The organism is Roseibium aestuarii, from assembly GCF_008477545.1.
In the GTDB taxonomy this organism is placed as follows: domain Bacteria; phylum Pseudomonadota; class Alphaproteobacteria; order Rhizobiales; family Stappiaceae; genus Roseibium; species Roseibium aestuarii.
This window is the reverse complement of sequence record NZ_VORA01000002.1, coordinates 691599-708744: the sequence shown is the minus strand read 5'-3', so window position 1 is coordinate 708744 and position 17146 is coordinate 691599. Positions and strand designations below refer to the sequence as shown.

Here is a 17146-nt window from a genome sequence, read left to right as displayed (position 1 = left end):
TCGGAAAACCCAAGGAACCGGCACATGCTCGAACGATCGGATCTCGCAGAAAATGCCCTTCAGTGTCTGCACGACGAGGACTATGACCGTCCTTTCAACCTGCAGAACCTGAATGCAGAGACGCTGATCTTCACCAGGGGGAGGCAAGGCCTCTCCCTGGACGGCGACTGGAACTTCTGTGTCGATCTGCTCGATACCGGTCTCCGGCAGAAATGGTTCTCCATGCTGCCGGAAGCGCCGGAAGACCGGATCGAACCCTGGGACTATGATCCCTATCAGGGCGAGACGGTGCCGGTTCCTTCCTGCTGGCAGATGCTGAAGGAGAAATGGTATTTCTTCGAGGGTTCTGCCTGGTACACCCGCTCTCTCACGGTTGACGAACTGGCCGGGGGGAGGCGGCGCTTCCTGCGCATCGGTGCTGCCCAGTATGACTGCAAGGTCTTCATCAACGGCGCTTTCATCGGGAACCACTACGGCGGGTCCACGCCCTTCTGCGTCGAGGTGAGTGACGCGCTGCGGGCGGGCGAGAACTGGATCATGCTGTGCGTCAACAACACCCGGACCCTGGACCGGGTGCCGATGCGCAACACGGACTGGTTCAACTACGGCGGCGTCTATCGGGAGGTCTCGCTCTACGAGACGCCGGCGACCGTCATCCGGGGCCTGTTCGCGCGTCTGTCGGAAGGCCGCGTCAAGGTAACCGTGGAGGTCGACGGTCCGTCAGAGGCGGCGCGTGTCGTCATTGCGGAGCTGGGCGTTGATGAAAGCCTTGCGCTGGACCTCGGACGCGGCGAGGTCGATCTGGATGTGTCGCCCGAGTTGTGGGCGCCGGACCATCCGAAGCTTTATGATATTCGCGTCGAGGCCGGCGGTGACGTGGTTCACGACCGGGTGGGCTTCCGCACCATCGAGCGCCGGGGCACGGATCTTTATCTGAACGGTCAGCCCCTGTTCCTGCGCGGGATCTCCGTGCATGAGGACGATGAGCTCCGCGGCAAGTGCACGAGCGAGGCGGACCTGCGCCAGCGCTTTGCCCATGCACGGGATCTGGGCTGCAACTTCCTGCGGCTGGCCCACTATCCCCACCACGAGATGGCGGCCGAGCTGGCGGATGAGCTGGGCTTCCTGCTCTGGGAGGAAATTCCCGTCTACTGGGCCATCGATTTCGCCAATCCCGCGACACGGCGCGATGCGGAAAACCAGCTGCGCGAGCTGATCCGGCGCGACCGGAACCGGGCAAGCGTCATCATCTGGTCCATCGGCAACGAGAATCCCGACACAGACGCGCGGCTGGACTTCATGCGCGGGCTGACGGATGTCGCTCGTGAGGAAGATCCGACCCGTCTGATCTCGGCGGCCTGTCTGGTGAACCACGCCCGGCTGAAGATCGAGGACAGGCTGGCCCGGCATATCGACGTCATCGGCCTCAATGAGTATTACGGCTGGTACGAGGAGAATTTCGACGAGCTGATCGAGATTGGCCGCAATTCCGATCCCGACCGGCCGGTGGTGATTTCCGAGACCGGCGCGGATGGCGATCACACGGTCCACGGACCGGAAAAGGGGCTGTTCAGCATCTCGTATCAGCGGGAGGTCTACGAGAAGCAGATCGAAACCCTTAGCCGTCTATCTTATATTCGGGGTATCTCGCCGTGGATCCTCTATGATTTCCGGGTCGAGCGCCGCCAGAATGTGTTCCAGCGCGGGTTCAACCGGAAGGGTCTGATCGGCGCGGACAAGACAACAAGGAAGCCGGCCTTCGAGGTGCTCCGTGCATTTTACGAAGGGTTGAAAGCCAAGGACGACATCGCATGACCACCTCCCGTCGATACCAGGATGTTGCGCATGAGCTTCGTCAGCTCATTCGGGCACGTGGTATGAAACAGGGTGAGCGCCTCATGGCCGAACGGCAGGTTTCCGAGGAGCTGGGCGTTTCCCGCTCCCTCGTCCGCGAAGCCCTGATCATGCTGGAAATCGAGGGGCTGGTGGAAGTGCGGCAGGGCTCCGGGGTCTATCTGCGTTCCAGTCCGGATGACAAAGCGCCGCCTCTTCGCGATGACATCGGTCCCTTTGAGCTGCTGCAGGCGCGCCAGCTTCTGGAAAGCAACATTGCCGCCTTTGCCGCCGAAATGGTGACGAAGAACGACATCGTGCGGATGAAGGAAGCGCTGGACGTGGAGCGCCGCGGGATCGAGACCGGCAATCCGGACTACAGCGGCGACGAGATGTTCCACCGCTTGATCGCCGAGGCAACGCAGAATTCGGTGCTGGTCGACATGGTTCAGGAGCTTTGGAACAAGCGCGAACAGAGCTCGATGTGGGCGCGGCTGCATGAGCGCATTTTCGACGGCGACTATCGCAAGGCCTGGCTCGACGACCATCGGGCGATCCTTCTGGCGCTGCAGAACAAGGACCCTCAGGCCGCCCGCCGTGCCATGTGGCAGCATCTTGAGAATGTCCGCGAGACGCTCATGGACGTGTCGGATGTGGAAGACCCGGAATTCGACGGCTACCTGTTCCAACCTATCGGCCAGCTCGGCTGACCCCAGCGGAAACATGCGACAGGGTTCCCTGCGAGCCTTGCGGGAGAGAGTGATGAAGGAAACGTGGCGCTGGTTCGGCCCCAATGATCCGGTGACGCTTGCGGATATCCGCCAGACCGGGGCGAGCGGGATTGTCACGGCCCTGCATGACCTGCCCAATGGTGTCGTGTGGCCGAAGGAGCGGATCCTCGAGCGCCAGTCGATGATCCGCGCGGCGGGCCTCGAGTGGCAGGTGGTGGAGAGCATCCCCGTGCATGAGGACATCAAGACCGGCGCACCCGGCTGGCAGTCCCATGCAGAGGCCTGGGCGGAGAGTTTCGAGAACCTTGCGGCCTGCGGTATTCGGACCATCTGCTACAATTTCATGCCGGTCCTCGACTGGACCCGAACCGATCTTGCCCATGAGCTTGAGAACGGCGCGCTCTGCCTGCGCTATGACGCGGTGGACCTGGCGATGTTCGATCTGCACATCCTGGGCCGACCGGGTGCTGCGGCGGATCATCTGCCGGAGATCGTCGCGCGCGCCGGCGAGCGCGTCGCCCAGACCGATGACGCGGAACGCGACCGGCTGACGCGGACCGTCATCGCCGGTCTGCCCGGGTCGGAAGAAAGCTATTCGCTGGCCAGCTTCCGCGAGCGGCTGGAGGCCTATCGGGGCATTGGATCCCGTGAATTGCGCGCCAACCTTGCGGCCTTCCTGCGCCTTGTGGTTCCGCGGGCGGAGGCGGCGGGCGTGGTCCTTGCCATTCATCCCGACGACCCGCCAAGACCGCTTTTCGGTCTTCCGCGCGTGGTCTCGACGCGCGACGATATGGCGGCAATCGCCGAGATGGTCGACAGTCCGGCGAATGGCTTCACCTTCTGCACCGGCTCCTACGGGGTGCGGGCCGACAATGACCTGCCGGCCATGATCCGCGCCCATGGGGAGCGCATCCATTTCGTGCACCTGCGGGCCACCCGACGAGAGGCCGACGGGGTCAGCTTCCACGAGGCGGACCATCTGGACGGCGATGTGGACATGGTCGAGGTGGTGCAGGCCCTCCTCGAGATCGAGCGGGCCTCAGGACGCTCGCTGCCCTTCCGGCCCGATCATGGCCACGCGATGAAGGACGATCTCCAGCGCAAGACCAATCCCGGTTATCCGCTCATTGGCCGCCTGCGCGGTCTCGCCGAGATTCGCGGCGTCGCGAGGGCCCTCTCGGCCCGCATGGCCTAGGCCGGTCCCCCTGCACGACTGACCTTCAAGCCGTCGGACGGCCGTGCGCGGCCGCCGGCGCGGTGACCGCCTGCGCGGGGCCGGACCCCGGATCCAGCCCAGAGGCTGGTGCGGCAGTGCGATTGACATGAATACTGATTCATGTTTCACATATTTCCAAGCTCTGGCCATGAACCGCACGCGGGAGACGTGCGGGGGAGGGGTCCTCGGACCGGCGGGCTTGTTTGGGAGGATTTCAAGTATGACTTTCTGTTGGAAGGGTTTGCCCGGCTCGGTTCTGGCCGGCTTGCTGACATTGTCCGCCGGCACAGGCGTTGCTGTCGCCGACGACATCAAGATTGCGCATGTCTACGGCATGACCGGCGCGCTGGAGGCTTATGCCAAGCAGTCGCACACCGGGCTGATGATGGGGCTGGAATACGCCACCGACGGCTCCATGGAGATCAACGGCAACAAGCTGGTGGTCATCGAGAAGGATACGCAGCTCAAGCCGGATATCGGCAAGGCAGCCTTGGCCGAAGCCTTTGGCGATGACGATGCGGCCATCGCGGTCGGTCCGGTGTCCTCTGGGGTGGCGCTCGCCATGCTTCCCGTCGCCGAGGAATACGGCAAGATCCTGCTGGTGGAGCCGGCGGTTGCCGACAGCATCACCGGGGCGGACTGGAACCGCTTCATCTTCCGCACCGGCCGTAACTCCTCGCAAGACGCGATTTCCAACGCGGTGGCCCTTGGTGCCAAGGATGTAACCATCGCGACGCTGGCGCAGGACTATGCCTTCGGCCATGACGGCGTCGCCGCCTTCAAGGAAGCGCTTGCCGGTACGGGTGCCGAACTGGCCTTTGAGGAATATGCACCGACCGATACCCAGGACTTCACCGCTGCCGCACAGCGCATCTTCGACGCGCTCAAGGACAAGCCGGGCCGCAAGTTCCTCTTCGTGATCTGGGCCGGCGGCAACAACCCGATCGGCAAGATCCAGGCCATGGAGCCCCAGCGCTTCGGCATCGAGATCTCTACCGGCGGCAACATTCTGGCGGCCATGAAGGCCTACAAGTCCCTGCCGGGCATGGAAGGCGCCACCTACTATTACTACGACATTCCGAAGAACCCGGTGAACGACTGGCTCGTGAGCGAGCACCAGAAGCGCTTCGGCACTCCGCCGGACTTCTTCACCGCAGGCGGCATGTCCGCCGGGATCGCGATTGTCGATGCACTGCGCAAGGCCGGCTCCACGGATACGGAAGCCCTGATCGCGGCCATGGAAGGCATGGAGTTCGAGACGCCGAAGGGCAAGATGGTGTTCCGCAAGGAAGATCACCAGGCGCTGCAGTCCATGTACCACTTCAAAATCCGGGTCGACCCGAATGTCGAGTGGGGCATTCCGGAACTCGTCCGCGAGCTGAAGATCGAGGACATGAACATCCCCGTTCGTAACAAGTGACCCCAGGCCGCGGCGGCCACTCCGGCCGCCGCCGTCTTCCAGGTGCTGTCCTCCTGGCGCTGTCCTTCAGGGCCTGCCCTTTGCGCTCTTTGCGAAGGCCTGCCTGCTGCGCCGCGCCCGTACGCCCCCTCGCGACCCTGTCTGGATCCGGACGTGACCACAGAACACCCCATTCTCGAAACCCGTGATGTGACCATCCGCTTCGGCGGTCATGTGGCGGTCGATCACGTGAGCTGCGCCTTTCCGCGCGGCACGCTGACGGCCATCGTCGGGCCGAACGGCGCCGGCAAGACGACCTATTTCAATCTGATCTCGGGTCAGCTCAAGGCGACGTCCGGGCAGGTGCTGCTCAATGGCGCCGACATCACGCGCGCTTCGGTTCCCGAGCGCACGGCGCGCGGCATCGGCCGCGCCTTCCAGCTCACCAACCTGTTTCCCTCGCTCAGCGTGCGCGAGAATGTTCGGCTCGTTGCCCAGGCCAAGGCCGGCAAGGGCTTCGACATGTTCTCAATGGCCGATAGCCACATCGAGCTGATCGAGCGCGCCGAGCATGTGCTCGCCGAGGTGCGCCTGCTGGACGACGGGGACCGGATCGTTTCCGCCCTGTCCCACGGCGACCAGCGCAAGCTCGAAGTGGCGCTGCTGATCGCGCTCGGGCCGCAGGTGCTGATGTTCGACGAGCCGACCGCCGGCATGAGCGTCGACGAAGTTCCGGTCATCCTCGACCTGATCAGGACCCTGAAACAGGACATGGACCGCACCATCCTGCTGGTGGAACACAAGATGGACGTCATCCGCTCGCTCGCCGACCGGATCATCGTCCTGCACAACGGGGCGCTCGTTGCCGAAGGCGAACCTGCCGCCGTGATCGCCATGCCGATCGTTCAGGAAGCCTATCTCGGCAAGGTGCCGGAGGCCGCCCAATGACCACGCCCCTTCTGACGCTCGAGGGCGTCCACACCCACATCGGGCCCTATCACATCCTGCAAGGGGTGGATCTCGTCGTGCCTGAGGGGGGCGTGTCCGTGCTGCTGGGCCGCAATGGCGCCGGCAAGTCGACCACCCTGCGCACCGTCATGGGCCTGTGGACCGCAAGCCGCGGCCGCATCAGCTTTGGCGGCCGCGAGATCACCCGGCTCGACACGCCGTCGATTTCGCGCAGCGGCATTGCCTTCGTGCCTGAAAACATGGGCATCTTCACCGATCTGACGGTGGCTGAAAACATGACCCTGGCCGCCAGCCGCGGCGGAATGGACCCGAAGCGTCTCGCCTGGATCCAGGACCTGTTTCCGCCGATCGGCACCTTCTGGAACTCCTCGGCCGGCACGCTTTCCGGCGGCCAGAAGCAGATGCTCGCCGTGTCGCGGGCCATCATCGAGCCGCGTCAGCTCATCCTGATCGACGAACCGACCAAGGGTTTGGCGCCGGCCATCATCAAGTCGATGACCGATGCCCTGCGCCAGCTCAAGGAAACCGAGACCACCATCCTGCTGGTGGAACAGAACTTCGCCATGGCCTCCAGCATCGGCGACACGGTGGCCATCATGGATGACGGGCATATCGTCCATGCGGGCGACATGGCGGAGCTTGTGGCCGACGTCGACCTGCAGGAGCGGTTGATGGGCCTGAGCCTGGAGGCGCATCAATGAGCGGTAGTGCAATCAAGCCGAGGATCGAGAAGGTCTCCCTTTCCGACCGACTGGCCGACAAGGCGCCCCTGCTCTTGGTGCCGGCGTTGGCCCTCGCCGGACTGCTGGCAATCGGCAATCCCTCGACCTGGCTGACCCTGACGGTCGCAGGGGTCGCGATGGGGCTGATGGTGTTCATCATGGCCTCCGGGCTGACCGTGGTCTTCGGGTTGATGGACGTGATCAACTTCGGTCACGGTGCCTTCGTGTCCGTCGGCGCCTTCGTTGGCTTCTCCATCCTGATCTGGCTCGGTGGCTGGGCATCCGCCCCCAGTGTCTTCCTCAATCTTGCCGCCGTCCTTGTGGCCATCCTCGTGGCCATGACGGTGACCGGACTGATGGGATATGCCTTCGAGCGCGTGATCGTGATGCCGGTCTATGGACAGCATCTGAAACAGATCCTGGTGACCATGGGCGGGCTCATCGTTGCCCAGCAGCTCATCTACGTGTTCTGGGGTCCGGACGCGATCCACGTTGCCCGGCCGCAGAGCCTGCAGGGCTCGATCCTGCTCGGCAACGCGGCCATCGAAAAATACCGGCTGGTCGCAGTGGGCATCGGCCTCGTGCTGTTCCTGGTCATGCGCCACATCCTGCGGTCGACGCGGATCGGCCTGCTGGTGCGCGCAGGCGTCGAGAACAGCGAGATGGTCGAGGCGCTGGGCTACCGGGTGAAGCGGCTGTTCCTGCTGGTCTTCATGGCAGGCTCCGCGCTGGCCGGTCTCGGCGGCGTCATGTGGGGGCTCTATCAGGAGACGATCACCGCGCACATGGGCTCCGACATCATGGTGCTGGTGTTCATCGTGGTCATCATCGGCGGGCTCGGTTCGGTGGAGGGCTGCTTCATCGGCGCGCTGCTCGTCGGGCTCCTGTCCAATTACACGGCCTTCCTCGAGCCCAAGGTGGCGCTGGTCTCCACCATCGGGCTGATGGTGGTCATTCTCATGTGGCGGCCGCAAGGACTTTATCCCGTGGTCAAGGCGAAGTGAGGAGAGAGACATGCTGAAACGACTTCTCTCCGGCGACACGCCACGCAGCCCGGTTCTCACCGCCCTGCTGCTGGTCATCCTGCTGACGCTCGCCTTCGCCCCCTTCCTGCTGCCGGGCACCAAGTCGCTGGAGACGGCAGCCCGCATCTGCATCTTCATCGTGCTGGTGGCGAGCTACGACCTGCTGCTCGGCTATGCCGGCATCGTCTCCTTCGCCCACACCATGTTCTTCGGCATCGGTGCCTATGGCACCGCGCTGGCGCTTTCCTCCACGGGGCCGAGTTTCCTGTCGATTGTCTGGGGCAGCGCGGCGGGGGCGTTGGTTGCCGCGCTCTTCGCGCTGGCCATCGGGCTGTTCTCGCTGCGGGTGAAGGCAATCTTCTTTGCCATGGTGACGCTCGCGGTTGCCAGTGCCTTCGCCGTGCTGGTGTCGCAGATGTCCTGGCTGACCGGCGGCGAGGACGGGCTCAACTACAAGATCCCGAGAGAGCTGACACCGGCCTTCAAGCTGTTTTCGGCGAAGATCTTCGGGACCAGCGTCAACGGCAAGGTGCTGTCCTACTATCTGGTCTTCACGGTGGCGCTCTGTCTCTTCCTGATGCTGCTCAGGGTGGTCAATTCGCCCTTCGGCCGGACGCTGCAGGCCGTGCGCGACAATGACTTCCGCGCCGAGGCCATCGGTTACCGGGTGGTCTGGTACCGCACCACCGCCACGGTCATGTCGGCGGTGGTCGCCGCCCTTGCCGGATCGCTGCTGGCCGTCTGGCTCCGCTACACGGGACCCGCCACGACGCTCTCCATGGAGATCATGATCGACATCCTGCTGATGGTGGTGATCGGCGGCATGGGAACCATGTATGGCGCGGTGCTGGGGGCGACCCTCTTCATCCTGGCGCAGACCTATCTGCAAGGTCTGATGGGTGCCGCATCCAGCGCCATCAGCGCAGTGCCGGTGGTATCGGACCTGATTGCCGCCGACCGCTGGCTGCTGTGGCTCGGCGTGCTCTTCATCCTCTCCGTCTATTTCTTCCCGACCGGCATTGTCGGACGGCTGCGCAAGGCGCGTGCATGACATCCGGCGGGCTTTATCTTCAGCAAGGCGGCGAGGGGGATCCGGTCCTGCTGCTGCATGGCTGGTCGTGCCACGGCGGGTTCTTCGCCGGTCAGGTCGAGGCGCTGGAAGGGTCGCATCAGGTTCTGGTTCCCGATCTTCCCGGCCATGGCCGCACGGGCGCCTTTGACGGCGATCTGAGCATCGAGGCGGCCGCCGATGGGGTGGCCGAGCTTCTCGACAGAGGCGGCCACAGCAATGTGACCCTCTGCGGCTGGTCCATGGGCGCGCATGTGGCCTATTCCCTTGCCCAACGCCACGGCACCGCCCGGATCGCCCGGATCATTGCCATCGACATGACGCCGAAGGTTCTGAACGGTCCGGACTGGGCGCTGGGGTCGGGCGGCGATCTGGATGCCGCGCGCAATGCTCTGGTGCTGGACGGCATGACCCGCGACTGGGCGGTCATGGCGCCGCGCATTGCGCACCGCATCTTTGCCCGCGACAGCGGGACCGATCCGGAGCTGCTGGCTCATACGAATGCGGAAATCGCCGGGGCCGATCCAGCCCTGCTGAAGCCCATGTGGGCCTCGCTGACAGCGCAGGACTTTCGCGACTTTCTTTCCCGTGATCTCGACGTGCCGCTGCATCTCTGCTTCGGGGCGCAGAGCCAGCTTTACGGGCCGGAGGTCGCCGCCTGGCATCGGGCTCATGTGGCCGGTGTCGATATCCGTCTCTTCGAGCGCTCCGGCCATGCGCCGCATCTGGAAGAGCGTGACGCCTTCAATGCCTGGCTCCTGGGTCTTCTCGGTTGAGCCGGACGGAATGCGGGCGGTGACGCCCGCCTGCGGCTTCAGCCCTTGCCCACATCCTCCACATAGACAAGCGCCCGGCCTTCGCAGACGCGCACGCCGTCTGCCGTGGTGCAGGTGGTTTCCAGATCGACCAGATGCTTTTCCGGGCGCAGGCGGGTTACGGTGACCCGGGCGGTCAGGGCCGTGTCGAGCGGCGCGTCGGTCAGAAAGCGCATGTCCTGCTTGAGATAATTGGTGCCGCGACCGGGGAGTTTCACCCCGAGCAGATAGGAGAAGAGCGCGCCGATCAGCGGGCCGGGTACGGTTTCGGGCACCGCACCGTCGAGCGCCGCCTGGCGCTTGAACGCGATCATGTCCTCTGCCGAATAGGTGCGGGTGATCTCGCTCAATTGTCCGATCTCGAAGGTCATGCGGCGTCTCCGGAAAGCTGGCATTCTCCGCTCAGGGTCACGATCCCGTCGGCCTGGCGCGCGATCTCGATGGCGATGCGGCGCGGGTCGGCGGCATCGGGGGTGAGGCGGATGACGAGTTCCTCATCCGCATAGGAGGGTGCCGGAAACATCAGCGATTGAACCATGTGCCCCTGTCCCGGCCAGTGCTTCTGCAGCAGACCGTAGACACGCGTATAAAGCAGCATGCCGTGGGAGACGGTGCGGCCAAAACGGGTTTCGGCGGAGAAGGCCGGATCGACGTGGATCGGATTGTTGTCCGCCGAGAGGGCGGCGAAATCGTCGAAGTCCTGCTGGGTCGGCGTCCAGGTGGCGCGGATCTCGGTTATGGGGTCGGGCATGAGTGTCGTCATGAGGATGTCTCCTCGGCCTTTCTGAAGCTGTCTCTCAGGATGTTCTTGCGTACCTTGCCGGCAGCGGTGCGGGGCAGCTCGTTCACCACATGGAAGCTCTTCGGCACCTTGTAGGGGGCAAGCAGCGTGCGGCACCAGGCGGGCAGCTCTGCGGTGCCTAGCGTGCTGCCGGGCCGTTCCAGCAGGAAGGCCGCGCCGACTTCGCCCCATTTCGCGTCCTCAACGCCAATGACCACGGCCTCGAGGATCGCCGGATGGGTGGTCAGGACCCGCTCCACCTCTGCCGGATAGACGTTCTCGCCGCCGGAAATGTACATGTCCTTGATCCGGTCGACGATGAAGTAATAGCCGTCCGCGTCCCGCCGGGCGACGTCGCCGGAGCGGAGCCAGCCATCCTCCGTGAAGGCGTTTGCGGTCGCCTCCGGGTTGTCCATGTAGCCAGGCGTGATGCCGGGGCCGCGAAGCTGCAGCTCGCCTTCGCCTTCCCCCTCGATGATCATGCCGTTGATGTCCTGCAGGCGCACGTCGGTCAGGATCTGTGCCTTGCCGACGGAGCCGATCTTTTCCTCGGCCCGGTCCGGATCCATCAGGAACACGGTCGGCCCGGTTTCGGTCATGCCCATGCCGTTGCAGATGGTGGCGCCGAGCTTGAGAAAATCGGTCAGGATCCGCTCCGGGATCGGCGCGCCGCCGCAGCCGAGATAGCTGATTGCCGAGAAATCGATCTCCTCGAGATCCGGATGGAGCGACAGGGCCTGATAGATTGCCGGAACCGCGAAGAACGAGGTGACTTCGCCCTTGTGCATCAGGCTCACCACCGTATCCACGTCGAACTTGCGCAGGATGATGGAGCGCCCGCCGAGCAGGAACAGCGGCAGGGTCGGCAGGTTGATCCCGGCCGTGTGGAAGAGCGGCAGATAGTTGACGCAGCAGTCGGAGCCGGTGAGCGTCGCCGCCATGGAATAGTTGACCATGTTGGCCCAGGCCATGCCGGCGGTCTGGATCGCCGCCTTGGGCAGGCCGGTGGTGCCCGAGGTGTAGAGCAGATACCAGGGCGCTTCTGCCGGAATGCGGCCGTCGCCGACGGGGCAGGCCGAGGCTGCCCGGATCATCGCCTCCATGCTGTCCGGCCTGTTGGCCGCATCTTCGCCCATGGGGCAGAGCGGCAGGCCGAGGGTCGTGGCGAGTGCCCCGGCGATGGCTGCGAAGTCAGCATCGTGGATGAGCAGCTTCGCCCGCGACTGGGCAAGGATCGGTTCGAGTTCGGCTTGCGGCTGGCGCCAATTGAGCGGGATGAGGATGATGCGGGACTTCTGGGCCGCAAACAGGATGACGAAGAAGTCGGCCCGGTTCATGCAAAGGACGGCGATGCGATCGCCGGGGGTCAGTCCCCGGTCGAGCAGGGCATTGGCGAAGCGTGTCGCCCGGTCGTTGATCTCGGCAAACGTCATGTCGACACCGGTGTCATGGTCGGTAAAGGCGACCCTGTGCGGTGTCAGTTCGGCCCGCTTTGCGGCCATGTCGGTCAGCCATTCCATCCCGTCCTCCCACAAACATCGGATTGGCGGCCCTTGCGGGCTCTGTCATGTCCTGAAACGCGTCATTCCCTCGTGCGTGTCGGCTGCGATCACCCGCTCCAGAAAGCGCTCCCTCTCCTGGTCCAGCCGCTGGCGGACCTTGGCAATACGCGCATCGTCCCAGACACTTGCACGGGTGGTTTTCAGCGTATTCGGGTTCTGCGTCGCGATCGTGTCGGTCCAGGCGTCGATCTGGCGGTCGAGCCCGTCGCGCGGCAGCACGGCGGCGGCAAGGCCTAGGTCTCTGGCCTCTGCGGCGGTGAGCCGGGTGTTCAGATATTGCAGCTCGAGGGCTTTCGCCGTGCCGATGCGCTCCGGTAGCAGGGCCGTCCAGCCGCCGTCCGGCCCGAAGCCGACAACGCCATAATAGGGCTGCAGGAAAGCCGTCTCGCTCATGGCGACCATGTCTGCCGCGAGCACCAGTCCGAGCGCTCCACCGGTGACCGGTCCGTTGACGGCGCAGAGCATGGGGGCGGGAAAGGCGAGCATCTTCAGAATGACATCGTGCAGGGCGCCGACGATCCGCTCCGAATAGGCGGCAAGGCGTTCCGGGTCGTCCGCCTCGGCCAGAAAGCCCGCAATGTCCCCGCCGGTGGAAAAGCTCTTGCCTTCGGCGGAAAGCACGAGCACGTCCGGCACGTGAGCTTCGGCGCAGACGAGGCAGTTCATCAGGTCGTCCAGCAGGGCAGGGGTCAGGGCATTGTGCCGTTCCGGCCGGTTCAGGCGGATGCGGGCAATGCCCTCGTCCACCAAGAGATTGGCGAGCGCGTTCATGGCGTCAGGGCTTCAGTCCGTTGGCGATCATGTCGTGGACGGTCGCCACGATCTCGTCGATCGGCGTGGTGTCGCCCCATATCACGAGGCGCTCGCCGAGGGAGCGCGAGATGCCCATCAGGGCCCAGGCGCGGGTGTCGGCATCACCCGGGCGAATGTGGCCCGCCTCCACTGCGGCCTCCAAGCCCTTGCGATAGCCCTCGGAGAAGGCCTGATAATAGGCGTTATAGGCGTCCTGATCGACGAAAAGCGCTTCCTGAACGATCCGGTAGAGATCCGGATGGGCGCGCACGAATTCGAGGAAGGCCGTCAGGCCGGCCTTTTCGGCATCGAGCCGGTTGGGGATATCACGGGTCGCCTGGCTGAGTTCGCGGCGCACGAGCCGGCCCATTTCGAGGACAAGCTCGTGAAACACCTCGTCCTTGCTCTTGAAGTAGATGTAGAATGTGCCTTGGGCGACACCGGCTTCGCTGGTGATGTGGCCGATGGAGGCGTCGTTGAAACCACGCGCGCCGATCACCCGTTCGGCTGCCGTCAGAATGGCCTTGCGGGTCGCTTCCCCCCGGGCCGTCTTGGGCTGTGAGGTGTCTTCCGAGGCGTTCGCAGTGCCTCCGGTCTTGCGTGCCGGCTTTGCCAAATGCCCCTCCCGAGAGCCTGATACATGAGACATGAATCACTATTCATATTTCAGGTCGGAAAGCAAGCGTCTCTCCCAGGCGCCGAAGGGCCGGGCTGGGGCAGGGAGTGAGGCAAGGGGGGGAAGCAGGGCACTGGCTGGCACGCTACTTTGGCTTTGCCCTCGGCGGGTGCTCCAGCCTATCATCCAGGCAACACACCCGCCTGGTATCCTCAGTCCAAATGACCAAGACCGCTATTTCACAACATCAGCTCGCCCAGCTTGCGGCCCGCTTTTCCGAGGCGGTTGCGCGGCAGGACTGGACCCATGCGCTTGAGGCCGCTGACAGTCTGGTTGCGGCGCTGCCGGGTCATGCCGGCGTCGTCTACAACAAGGCGCTGGTGTTGAAGGAGCTTGGGCGTGGGCCGGAGCGCATCGCCACCCTGCGGGAAGCGCTCAAGGCAGCTCCCGACCATGCGAATGCCCGGTTCGAGCTGGCGTCTGCCCTGATGGATGCGGGGGATCTCGCCGAGGCCGCGAAACTGTTCGAGGCCTATCTCTCTCAGGTCCCCGACGACACGGATGCGCGGTTGAACCTCGGCCAATGTCTTCTGCGTCTCGACCGGCCAGGGGACGCCCTGGAGCCTCTGCGGGCCGCCCATGCTGGGGCTCCGGGTCTTGCGACCGCTGCGGCGCTCGCGAGTGCCCTGCGCGACACGGGGCATCTGGCGGCGGCGAAGGCCCTGCTTGCCGATCTGCCCTCGACACCCGAGGCCGCAGCCCTGCGGCTCAAGATCCTGACCCAGGGCGCGCGGGGCCGGATCGCGCTCTCGGCCGCGCGACTTTGAGGCGATCGGCCTCGGCCTGATCAGCTTCTTTTGGCGCGGTAGCTCTTGCGGTAAAGCCCGGGCTCGTCCTGCAGGGCATCCTGCACTTGCGTGTGGCGGGTCAGGGCCGCCTCGTCCATCGGTCCGAACTCCAGCTCCAGCGCCTCGCGGGGCACCGGCCAGCCCTGGGCAACCGGGGTTCCGGCTGCAAGGGTTCCGCTGAACTGCGGATCGGTCCAGATCGCGGGGAAATGCACCAGCCCGTCGCGCCATTGGTCCGCATCGACCAGCCCGGTTAGGGTGCGGAACGGCAGCTCGCCCCGGTTGGCCGGATGGGAGAACAGCATCCACCAGCCTTCGGGCAGCTCCAGGGTCCAGAAGCTGTTGAACTTCACGAGAAACTGCCCGTCTTCCACGCCCGGAACGCCGCGTCCCTGTTCGGGCACATGCACGCCGATGGGCGAACGGGAGGTTCGGCCCTGCGGATGCGCGGGCAGATCCCAGTCCCAGGAGAGCTCACCGTTCTCGACGGTCAGGTCCGCGGCCAGAGGGAACAGAATTCCGGCCTGCATGGCATCGAGGAAGGGCGGGCATTGCTTGACCGTGCGCACTTCGGCGCCGGCCAGGACCGCGCTCTCGGTCTTTGCCGGCATGGTCTTGACCCAGTCCGGCAGGGTGCCTGCGGCGAGCCGGGGCTTGGGAACCAGAGTTTCGTAACCGGGCAGGCAGCTCAGGCGGATCTTCATGCCCGCTTTCTTGCCATGAGGGTGTGGGTCACCGCAATGATGACGGTGAGCGCGATGAAGATCACGCCGATGGCGTTGATCATCGGCGACAGGCCGAAGCGCATGCGGCTGCCGATTTCCGTCACCAGCGTCCAGGAACTGCCGATGGCGAAGAACGTCGTGTTGTAATTCTCGAAAGACTGAAGAAAGGCGAGGCCGCTCGCTGTCAGGATCGTCGGCATGAGGAAGGGCAGGGTCACCCGCCGGAACACGAAGAGCGGGGTCGCGCCCAGATCAAGCCCGGCCTCTTCGAGCGAGGGGTCCTGACGCTGGAGCCGGGCCATGAACATGAGCATGCAGTAGCTGGCGATAAAGGACGTGTGGGCGAAGACCGTGGTCAGCAACCCGGCCTGGAGCCCGAAATAGTCGCGCCAGAAGATCATGGTCGTGACGCCCAGAACGATGCCCGGCACGAGGATCGGTGACACGAGGATCGTGTAGAGAATTGTGCCCGCGCTGGACTGCAGCCGGGTCAGAAGGAAGGCACCCGACAGGCCCAGCGGGATCGACAGGCAGATCACGCCGCTTGCGATGATCAGGCTGTGCCAGAGCCCCTGGATGAAGCGCGTGTCCTGGGGCAGTTCCATGAACCATCGCAAGGTGAAGCCCTGCCAGTCGGTGGCGGAGGGCGTCGGGGCCGCATTGAAGGCGGCGATGACCACGAAGATCAGCGGCAGGAACATGTAGACAAAGAACAGGAGCAGGTAGCCGTTCAGCAAGGCGCCCGACCAGTCCGGGCCGGTCTTGCGCCGGCGGATGGTTCCGGACACGACGCCCGGCATGTCAGTCGCCGCGGTCATTTCGCGATATCCCTTACGCTCACCTTGAAGATGGCCATGTTGATCAGAATGAACAGGATGCAGGCTGCGAGCAGGGCCAGTGAGTAGGCCGAGCCCTGGTTCCAGGAATCCGCTTCGAAGAAACGCCGGTAGATCAGCTGGGAGAACCAGTCCGGATGAAGCCCTCGCCCGACGATCTCGGGTGCGGCGATGGTGCCGGCCGAAAGCATGAAGGTGATGATCGAGCCCACCGCGATGCCCGGCTTGGCATGGGGGATGACGATGCGCGTATGGATCTTCCAGATCGAGCCGCCGAGGTCGCGGGCGGCTTCGATCTGGGCTTTGTCCAGGGTGTCGATGGTGTTGTACATGGGGAAGACCATGAACAGCATGTAGGCATAGACCATGACGGAGAAGACCGCGCCATTCGAGGCGACAAAGCGGAAGCCTTCTCCGGCGGCAAGGTCGATCAGGCCGAGGCTGTCGAGCAGGCTGTTCAGAACGCCATTCTTCTCCAGGATCATCACCCAGGAAAAGATCCGCAGCAGCTCGTTGCTGGCATAGGGAATGACCAGACCGATCAGGATCAGCGTCAGTTTCCCTCTGGTTTCCGCCATTGCCGCCGCATAGGCGACGGGATAGCTGATGAGGAAGGTGCAGATCGTCACCGTCAGCGCGTAGAGCAGGGTCATCGCGAAGATCTTGAGGTGAAGGCCGCTCATGCTGGTGAAGTTCTCGAGCGAAATCCGCTCCTTCATCCCCGCTTCACCGGAGGACGTGTCCTCCTTTGCTTCAAGCTCTGCGATCTCCTTGTCGAGCGTCGCGATCTGGTCGCGCAGCTCCTCCGCGCGGGCCGTGCGATCCTCGTCGCTCAGGGCAGAGGGAGCAGAAGCCGACGGCACCATGCCCGGCGTGGGAAGGGACGGGATGGCCGGAGCGACCGGTGTTGCGGAAGGCATCGTCATGGAAGGCGCGAAAGGCGAGGGGGCTGACGGCATCTGGCCGACGGCGGGGCCTGCGCGTTCAAGCCCGCTCAGCTCCTGCTCGAGCTGGAATTTCTCCGTATAGGCCCGGTCGATCGCGAGAGCGAGAGTTGCCGTCTCGCCGGCCCGGTCCTCGTAGGTGAAGGCGCGCTCGATCATGCGGATCTGCGGCACGATGATCATCAGCAGGATCCAGAAGCCGACAAGCCCGATGAACAGGGCCGTCAATCCGCGTCCGTAGGTTCTGACGAGGGTTTCCATGG

General features: G+C 64.4%; 18 protein-coding genes. 10 read left to right on the top strand and 8 right to left on the bottom strand.

The window, feature by feature from the left end:
* Window positions 1-24: 24 nt before the first annotated feature.
* From FR728_RS11760 to FR728_RS11720, 9 genes are all read left to right on the top strand, one after another.
* Window positions 25-1815, top strand: a complete 1791-nt coding sequence (locus tag FR728_RS11760; protein WP_149892841.1) for a glycoside hydrolase family 2 protein — start codon at window positions 25-27, stop codon at window positions 1813-1815.
* A complete protein-coding gene (locus FR728_RS11755; protein ID WP_149892840.1) occupies window positions 1812-2543 on the top strand; it encodes an FCD domain-containing protein in 732 nt (243 codons plus the stop codon). Before FR728_RS11760 ends, FR728_RS11755 begins: the two co-directional genes overlap by 4 nt.
* Before the next feature lie 52 nt (window positions 2544-2595).
* A complete protein-coding gene (gene uxuA, locus FR728_RS11750) occupies window positions 2596-3759 on the top strand; it encodes a mannonate dehydratase (protein ID WP_149892839.1) in 1164 nt (387 codons plus the stop codon).
* Between the two features lie 241 nt (window positions 3760-4000).
* Window positions 4001-5200, top strand: a complete 1200-nt coding sequence (locus FR728_RS11745; protein ID WP_149892838.1) for a substrate-binding domain-containing protein — start codon at window positions 4001-4003, stop codon at window positions 5198-5200.
* Window positions 5201-5353: 153 nt separating this feature from the next.
* A complete protein-coding gene (locus tag FR728_RS11740; protein ID WP_149892837.1) occupies window positions 5354-6127 on the top strand; it encodes an ABC transporter ATP-binding protein in 774 nt (257 codons plus the stop codon).
* Window positions 6124-6849 (top strand): ABC transporter ATP-binding protein, encoded by a 726-nt coding sequence (locus FR728_RS11735; protein ID WP_149892836.1) that lies wholly within the window; start codon window positions 6124-6126, stop codon window positions 6847-6849. The genes FR728_RS11740 and FR728_RS11735 overlap by 4 nt, the downstream gene beginning before the upstream one ends.
* The gene (locus tag FR728_RS11730; RefSeq protein ID WP_149892835.1) at window positions 6846-7874 is read left to right on the top strand and encodes a branched-chain amino acid ABC transporter permease; all 1029 of its coding nucleotides are present in this window, start codon (window positions 6846-6848) and stop codon (window positions 7872-7874) included. Before FR728_RS11735 ends, FR728_RS11730 begins: the two co-directional genes overlap by 4 nt.
* A gap of 10 nt (window positions 7875-7884) precedes the next feature.
* On the top strand, window positions 7885-8946 hold the full coding sequence (locus FR728_RS11725) for a branched-chain amino acid ABC transporter permease (protein ID WP_149892834.1): 1062 nt from the start codon (window positions 7885-7887) through the stop codon (window positions 8944-8946).
* Window positions 8943-9740, top strand: a complete 798-nt coding sequence (locus FR728_RS11720) for an alpha/beta fold hydrolase (protein WP_149892833.1) — start codon at window positions 8943-8945, stop codon at window positions 9738-9740. The genes FR728_RS11725 and FR728_RS11720 overlap by 4 nt, the downstream gene beginning before the upstream one ends.
* A gap of 38 nt (window positions 9741-9778) precedes the next feature.
* On the opposite strand, the gene FR728_RS11715 is transcribed toward FR728_RS11720, so the two are convergent.
* The 5 genes from FR728_RS11715 to FR728_RS11695 are packed head-to-tail and all read right to left on the bottom strand — an operon-like array spanning window position 9779 to window position 13530.
* A complete protein-coding gene (locus tag FR728_RS11715; RefSeq protein WP_149892832.1) occupies window positions 9779-10150 on the bottom strand; it encodes a hotdog family protein in 372 nt (123 codons plus the stop codon).
* Window positions 10147-10542 (bottom strand): MaoC/PaaZ C-terminal domain-containing protein, encoded by a 396-nt coding sequence (locus FR728_RS11710; RefSeq protein ID WP_149892831.1) that lies wholly within the window; start codon window positions 10540-10542, stop codon window positions 10147-10149. The genes FR728_RS11715 and FR728_RS11710 overlap by 4 nt, the downstream gene beginning before the upstream one ends.
* Window positions 10539-12080 carry an AMP-binding protein gene (locus FR728_RS11705; RefSeq protein ID WP_149892830.1) on the bottom strand — a complete coding sequence of 514 codons (1542 nt, stop codon included), beginning with the start codon at window positions 12078-12080 and terminating at the stop codon, window positions 10539-10541. Before FR728_RS11705 ends, FR728_RS11710 begins: the two co-directional genes overlap by 4 nt.
* A 45-nt stretch (window positions 12081-12125) precedes the next feature.
* Entirely contained in the window at window positions 12126-12893 is a 768-nt protein-coding gene (locus tag FR728_RS11700) for an enoyl-CoA hydratase/isomerase family protein (RefSeq protein ID WP_149892829.1), read from the bottom strand.
* Between the two features lie 4 nt (window positions 12894-12897).
* Window positions 12898-13530, bottom strand: a complete 633-nt coding sequence (locus tag FR728_RS11695) for a TetR/AcrR family transcriptional regulator (protein WP_244304561.1) — start codon at window positions 13528-13530, stop codon at window positions 12898-12900.
* 221 nt (window positions 13531-13751) lie between these two features.
* On the opposite strand from FR728_RS11695, the gene FR728_RS11690 reads away from it, so the two are divergent.
* Window positions 13752-14357, top strand: a complete 606-nt coding sequence (locus tag FR728_RS11690; protein WP_149892827.1) for a tetratricopeptide repeat protein — start codon at window positions 13752-13754, stop codon at window positions 14355-14357.
* 20 nt (window positions 14358-14377) lie between these two features.
* Here FR728_RS11690 and FR728_RS11685 read toward each other — a convergent pair whose 3' ends face one another.
* From FR728_RS11685 to FR728_RS11675, 3 genes are read right to left on the bottom strand one after another with little or no spacing between them, the layout of a single operon-like run.
* On the bottom strand, window positions 14378-15082 hold the full coding sequence (locus FR728_RS11685) for a hypothetical protein (protein WP_149892826.1): 705 nt from the start codon (window positions 15080-15082) through the stop codon (window positions 14378-14380).
* Window positions 15079-15921, bottom strand: coding sequence for an ABC transporter permease (locus FR728_RS11680; protein WP_244304559.1), 843 nt, complete (start codon window positions 15919-15921; stop codon window positions 15079-15081). The genes FR728_RS11685 and FR728_RS11680 overlap by 4 nt, the downstream gene beginning before the upstream one ends.
* Complete coding sequence (locus FR728_RS11675; protein ID WP_149892825.1) at window positions 15918-17144, bottom strand: ABC transporter permease; 1227 nt, start codon at window positions 17142-17144, stop codon at window positions 15918-15920. Before FR728_RS11675 ends, FR728_RS11680 begins: the two co-directional genes overlap by 4 nt.
* Window positions 17145-17146: the final 2 nt, after the last annotated feature.

Bases quoted from the DNA above. Each gene is read 5' to 3' on its own strand.
- uxuA (WP_149892839.1), top strand. From the start codon at position 2,596: ATGAAGGAAACGTGGCGCTGGTTCGGCCCCAATGATCCGGTGACGCTT.
- FR728_RS11680 (WP_244304559.1), bottom strand. From the start codon at position 15,921: ATGACCGCGGCGACTGACATGCCGGGCGTCGTGTCCGGAACCATCCGC.
- FR728_RS11720 (WP_149892833.1), top strand. From the start codon at position 8,943: ATGACATCCGGCGGGCTTTATCTTCAGCAAGGCGGCGAGGGGGATCCG.
- FR728_RS11705 (WP_149892830.1), bottom strand. From the start codon at position 12,080: ATGGAATGGCTGACCGACATGGCCGCAAAGCGGGCCGAACTGACACCG.
- FR728_RS11755 (WP_149892840.1), top strand. From the start codon at position 1,812: ATGACCACCTCCCGTCGATACCAGGATGTTGCGCATGAGCTTCGTCAG.
- FR728_RS11725 (WP_149892834.1), top strand. From the start codon at position 7,885: ATGCTGAAACGACTTCTCTCCGGCGACACGCCACGCAGCCCGGTTCTC.
- FR728_RS11745 (WP_149892838.1), top strand. From the start codon at position 4,001: ATGACTTTCTGTTGGAAGGGTTTGCCCGGCTCGGTTCTGGCCGGCTTG.
- FR728_RS11700 (WP_149892829.1), bottom strand. From the start codon at position 12,893: ATGAACGCGCTCGCCAATCTCTTGGTGGACGAGGGCATTGCCCGCATC.
- FR728_RS11760 (WP_149892841.1), top strand. From the start codon at position 25: ATGCTCGAACGATCGGATCTCGCAGAAAATGCCCTTCAGTGTCTGCAC.
- FR728_RS11685 (WP_149892826.1), bottom strand. From the start codon at position 15,082: ATGAAGATCCGCCTGAGCTGCCTGCCCGGTTACGAAACTCTGGTTCCC.
- FR728_RS11675 (WP_149892825.1), bottom strand. From the start codon at position 17,144: ATGGAAACCCTCGTCAGAACCTACGGACGCGGATTGACGGCCCTGTTC.
- FR728_RS11715 (WP_149892832.1), bottom strand. From the start codon at position 10,150: ATGACCTTCGAGATCGGACAATTGAGCGAGATCACCCGCACCTATTCG.
- FR728_RS11690 (WP_149892827.1), top strand. From the start codon at position 13,752: ATGACCAAGACCGCTATTTCACAACATCAGCTCGCCCAGCTTGCGGCC.
- FR728_RS11730 (WP_149892835.1), top strand. From the start codon at position 6,846: ATGAGCGGTAGTGCAATCAAGCCGAGGATCGAGAAGGTCTCCCTTTCC.
- FR728_RS11735 (WP_149892836.1), top strand. From the start codon at position 6,124: ATGACCACGCCCCTTCTGACGCTCGAGGGCGTCCACACCCACATCGGG.
- FR728_RS11710 (WP_149892831.1), bottom strand. From the start codon at position 10,542: ATGACGACACTCATGCCCGACCCCATAACCGAGATCCGCGCCACCTGG.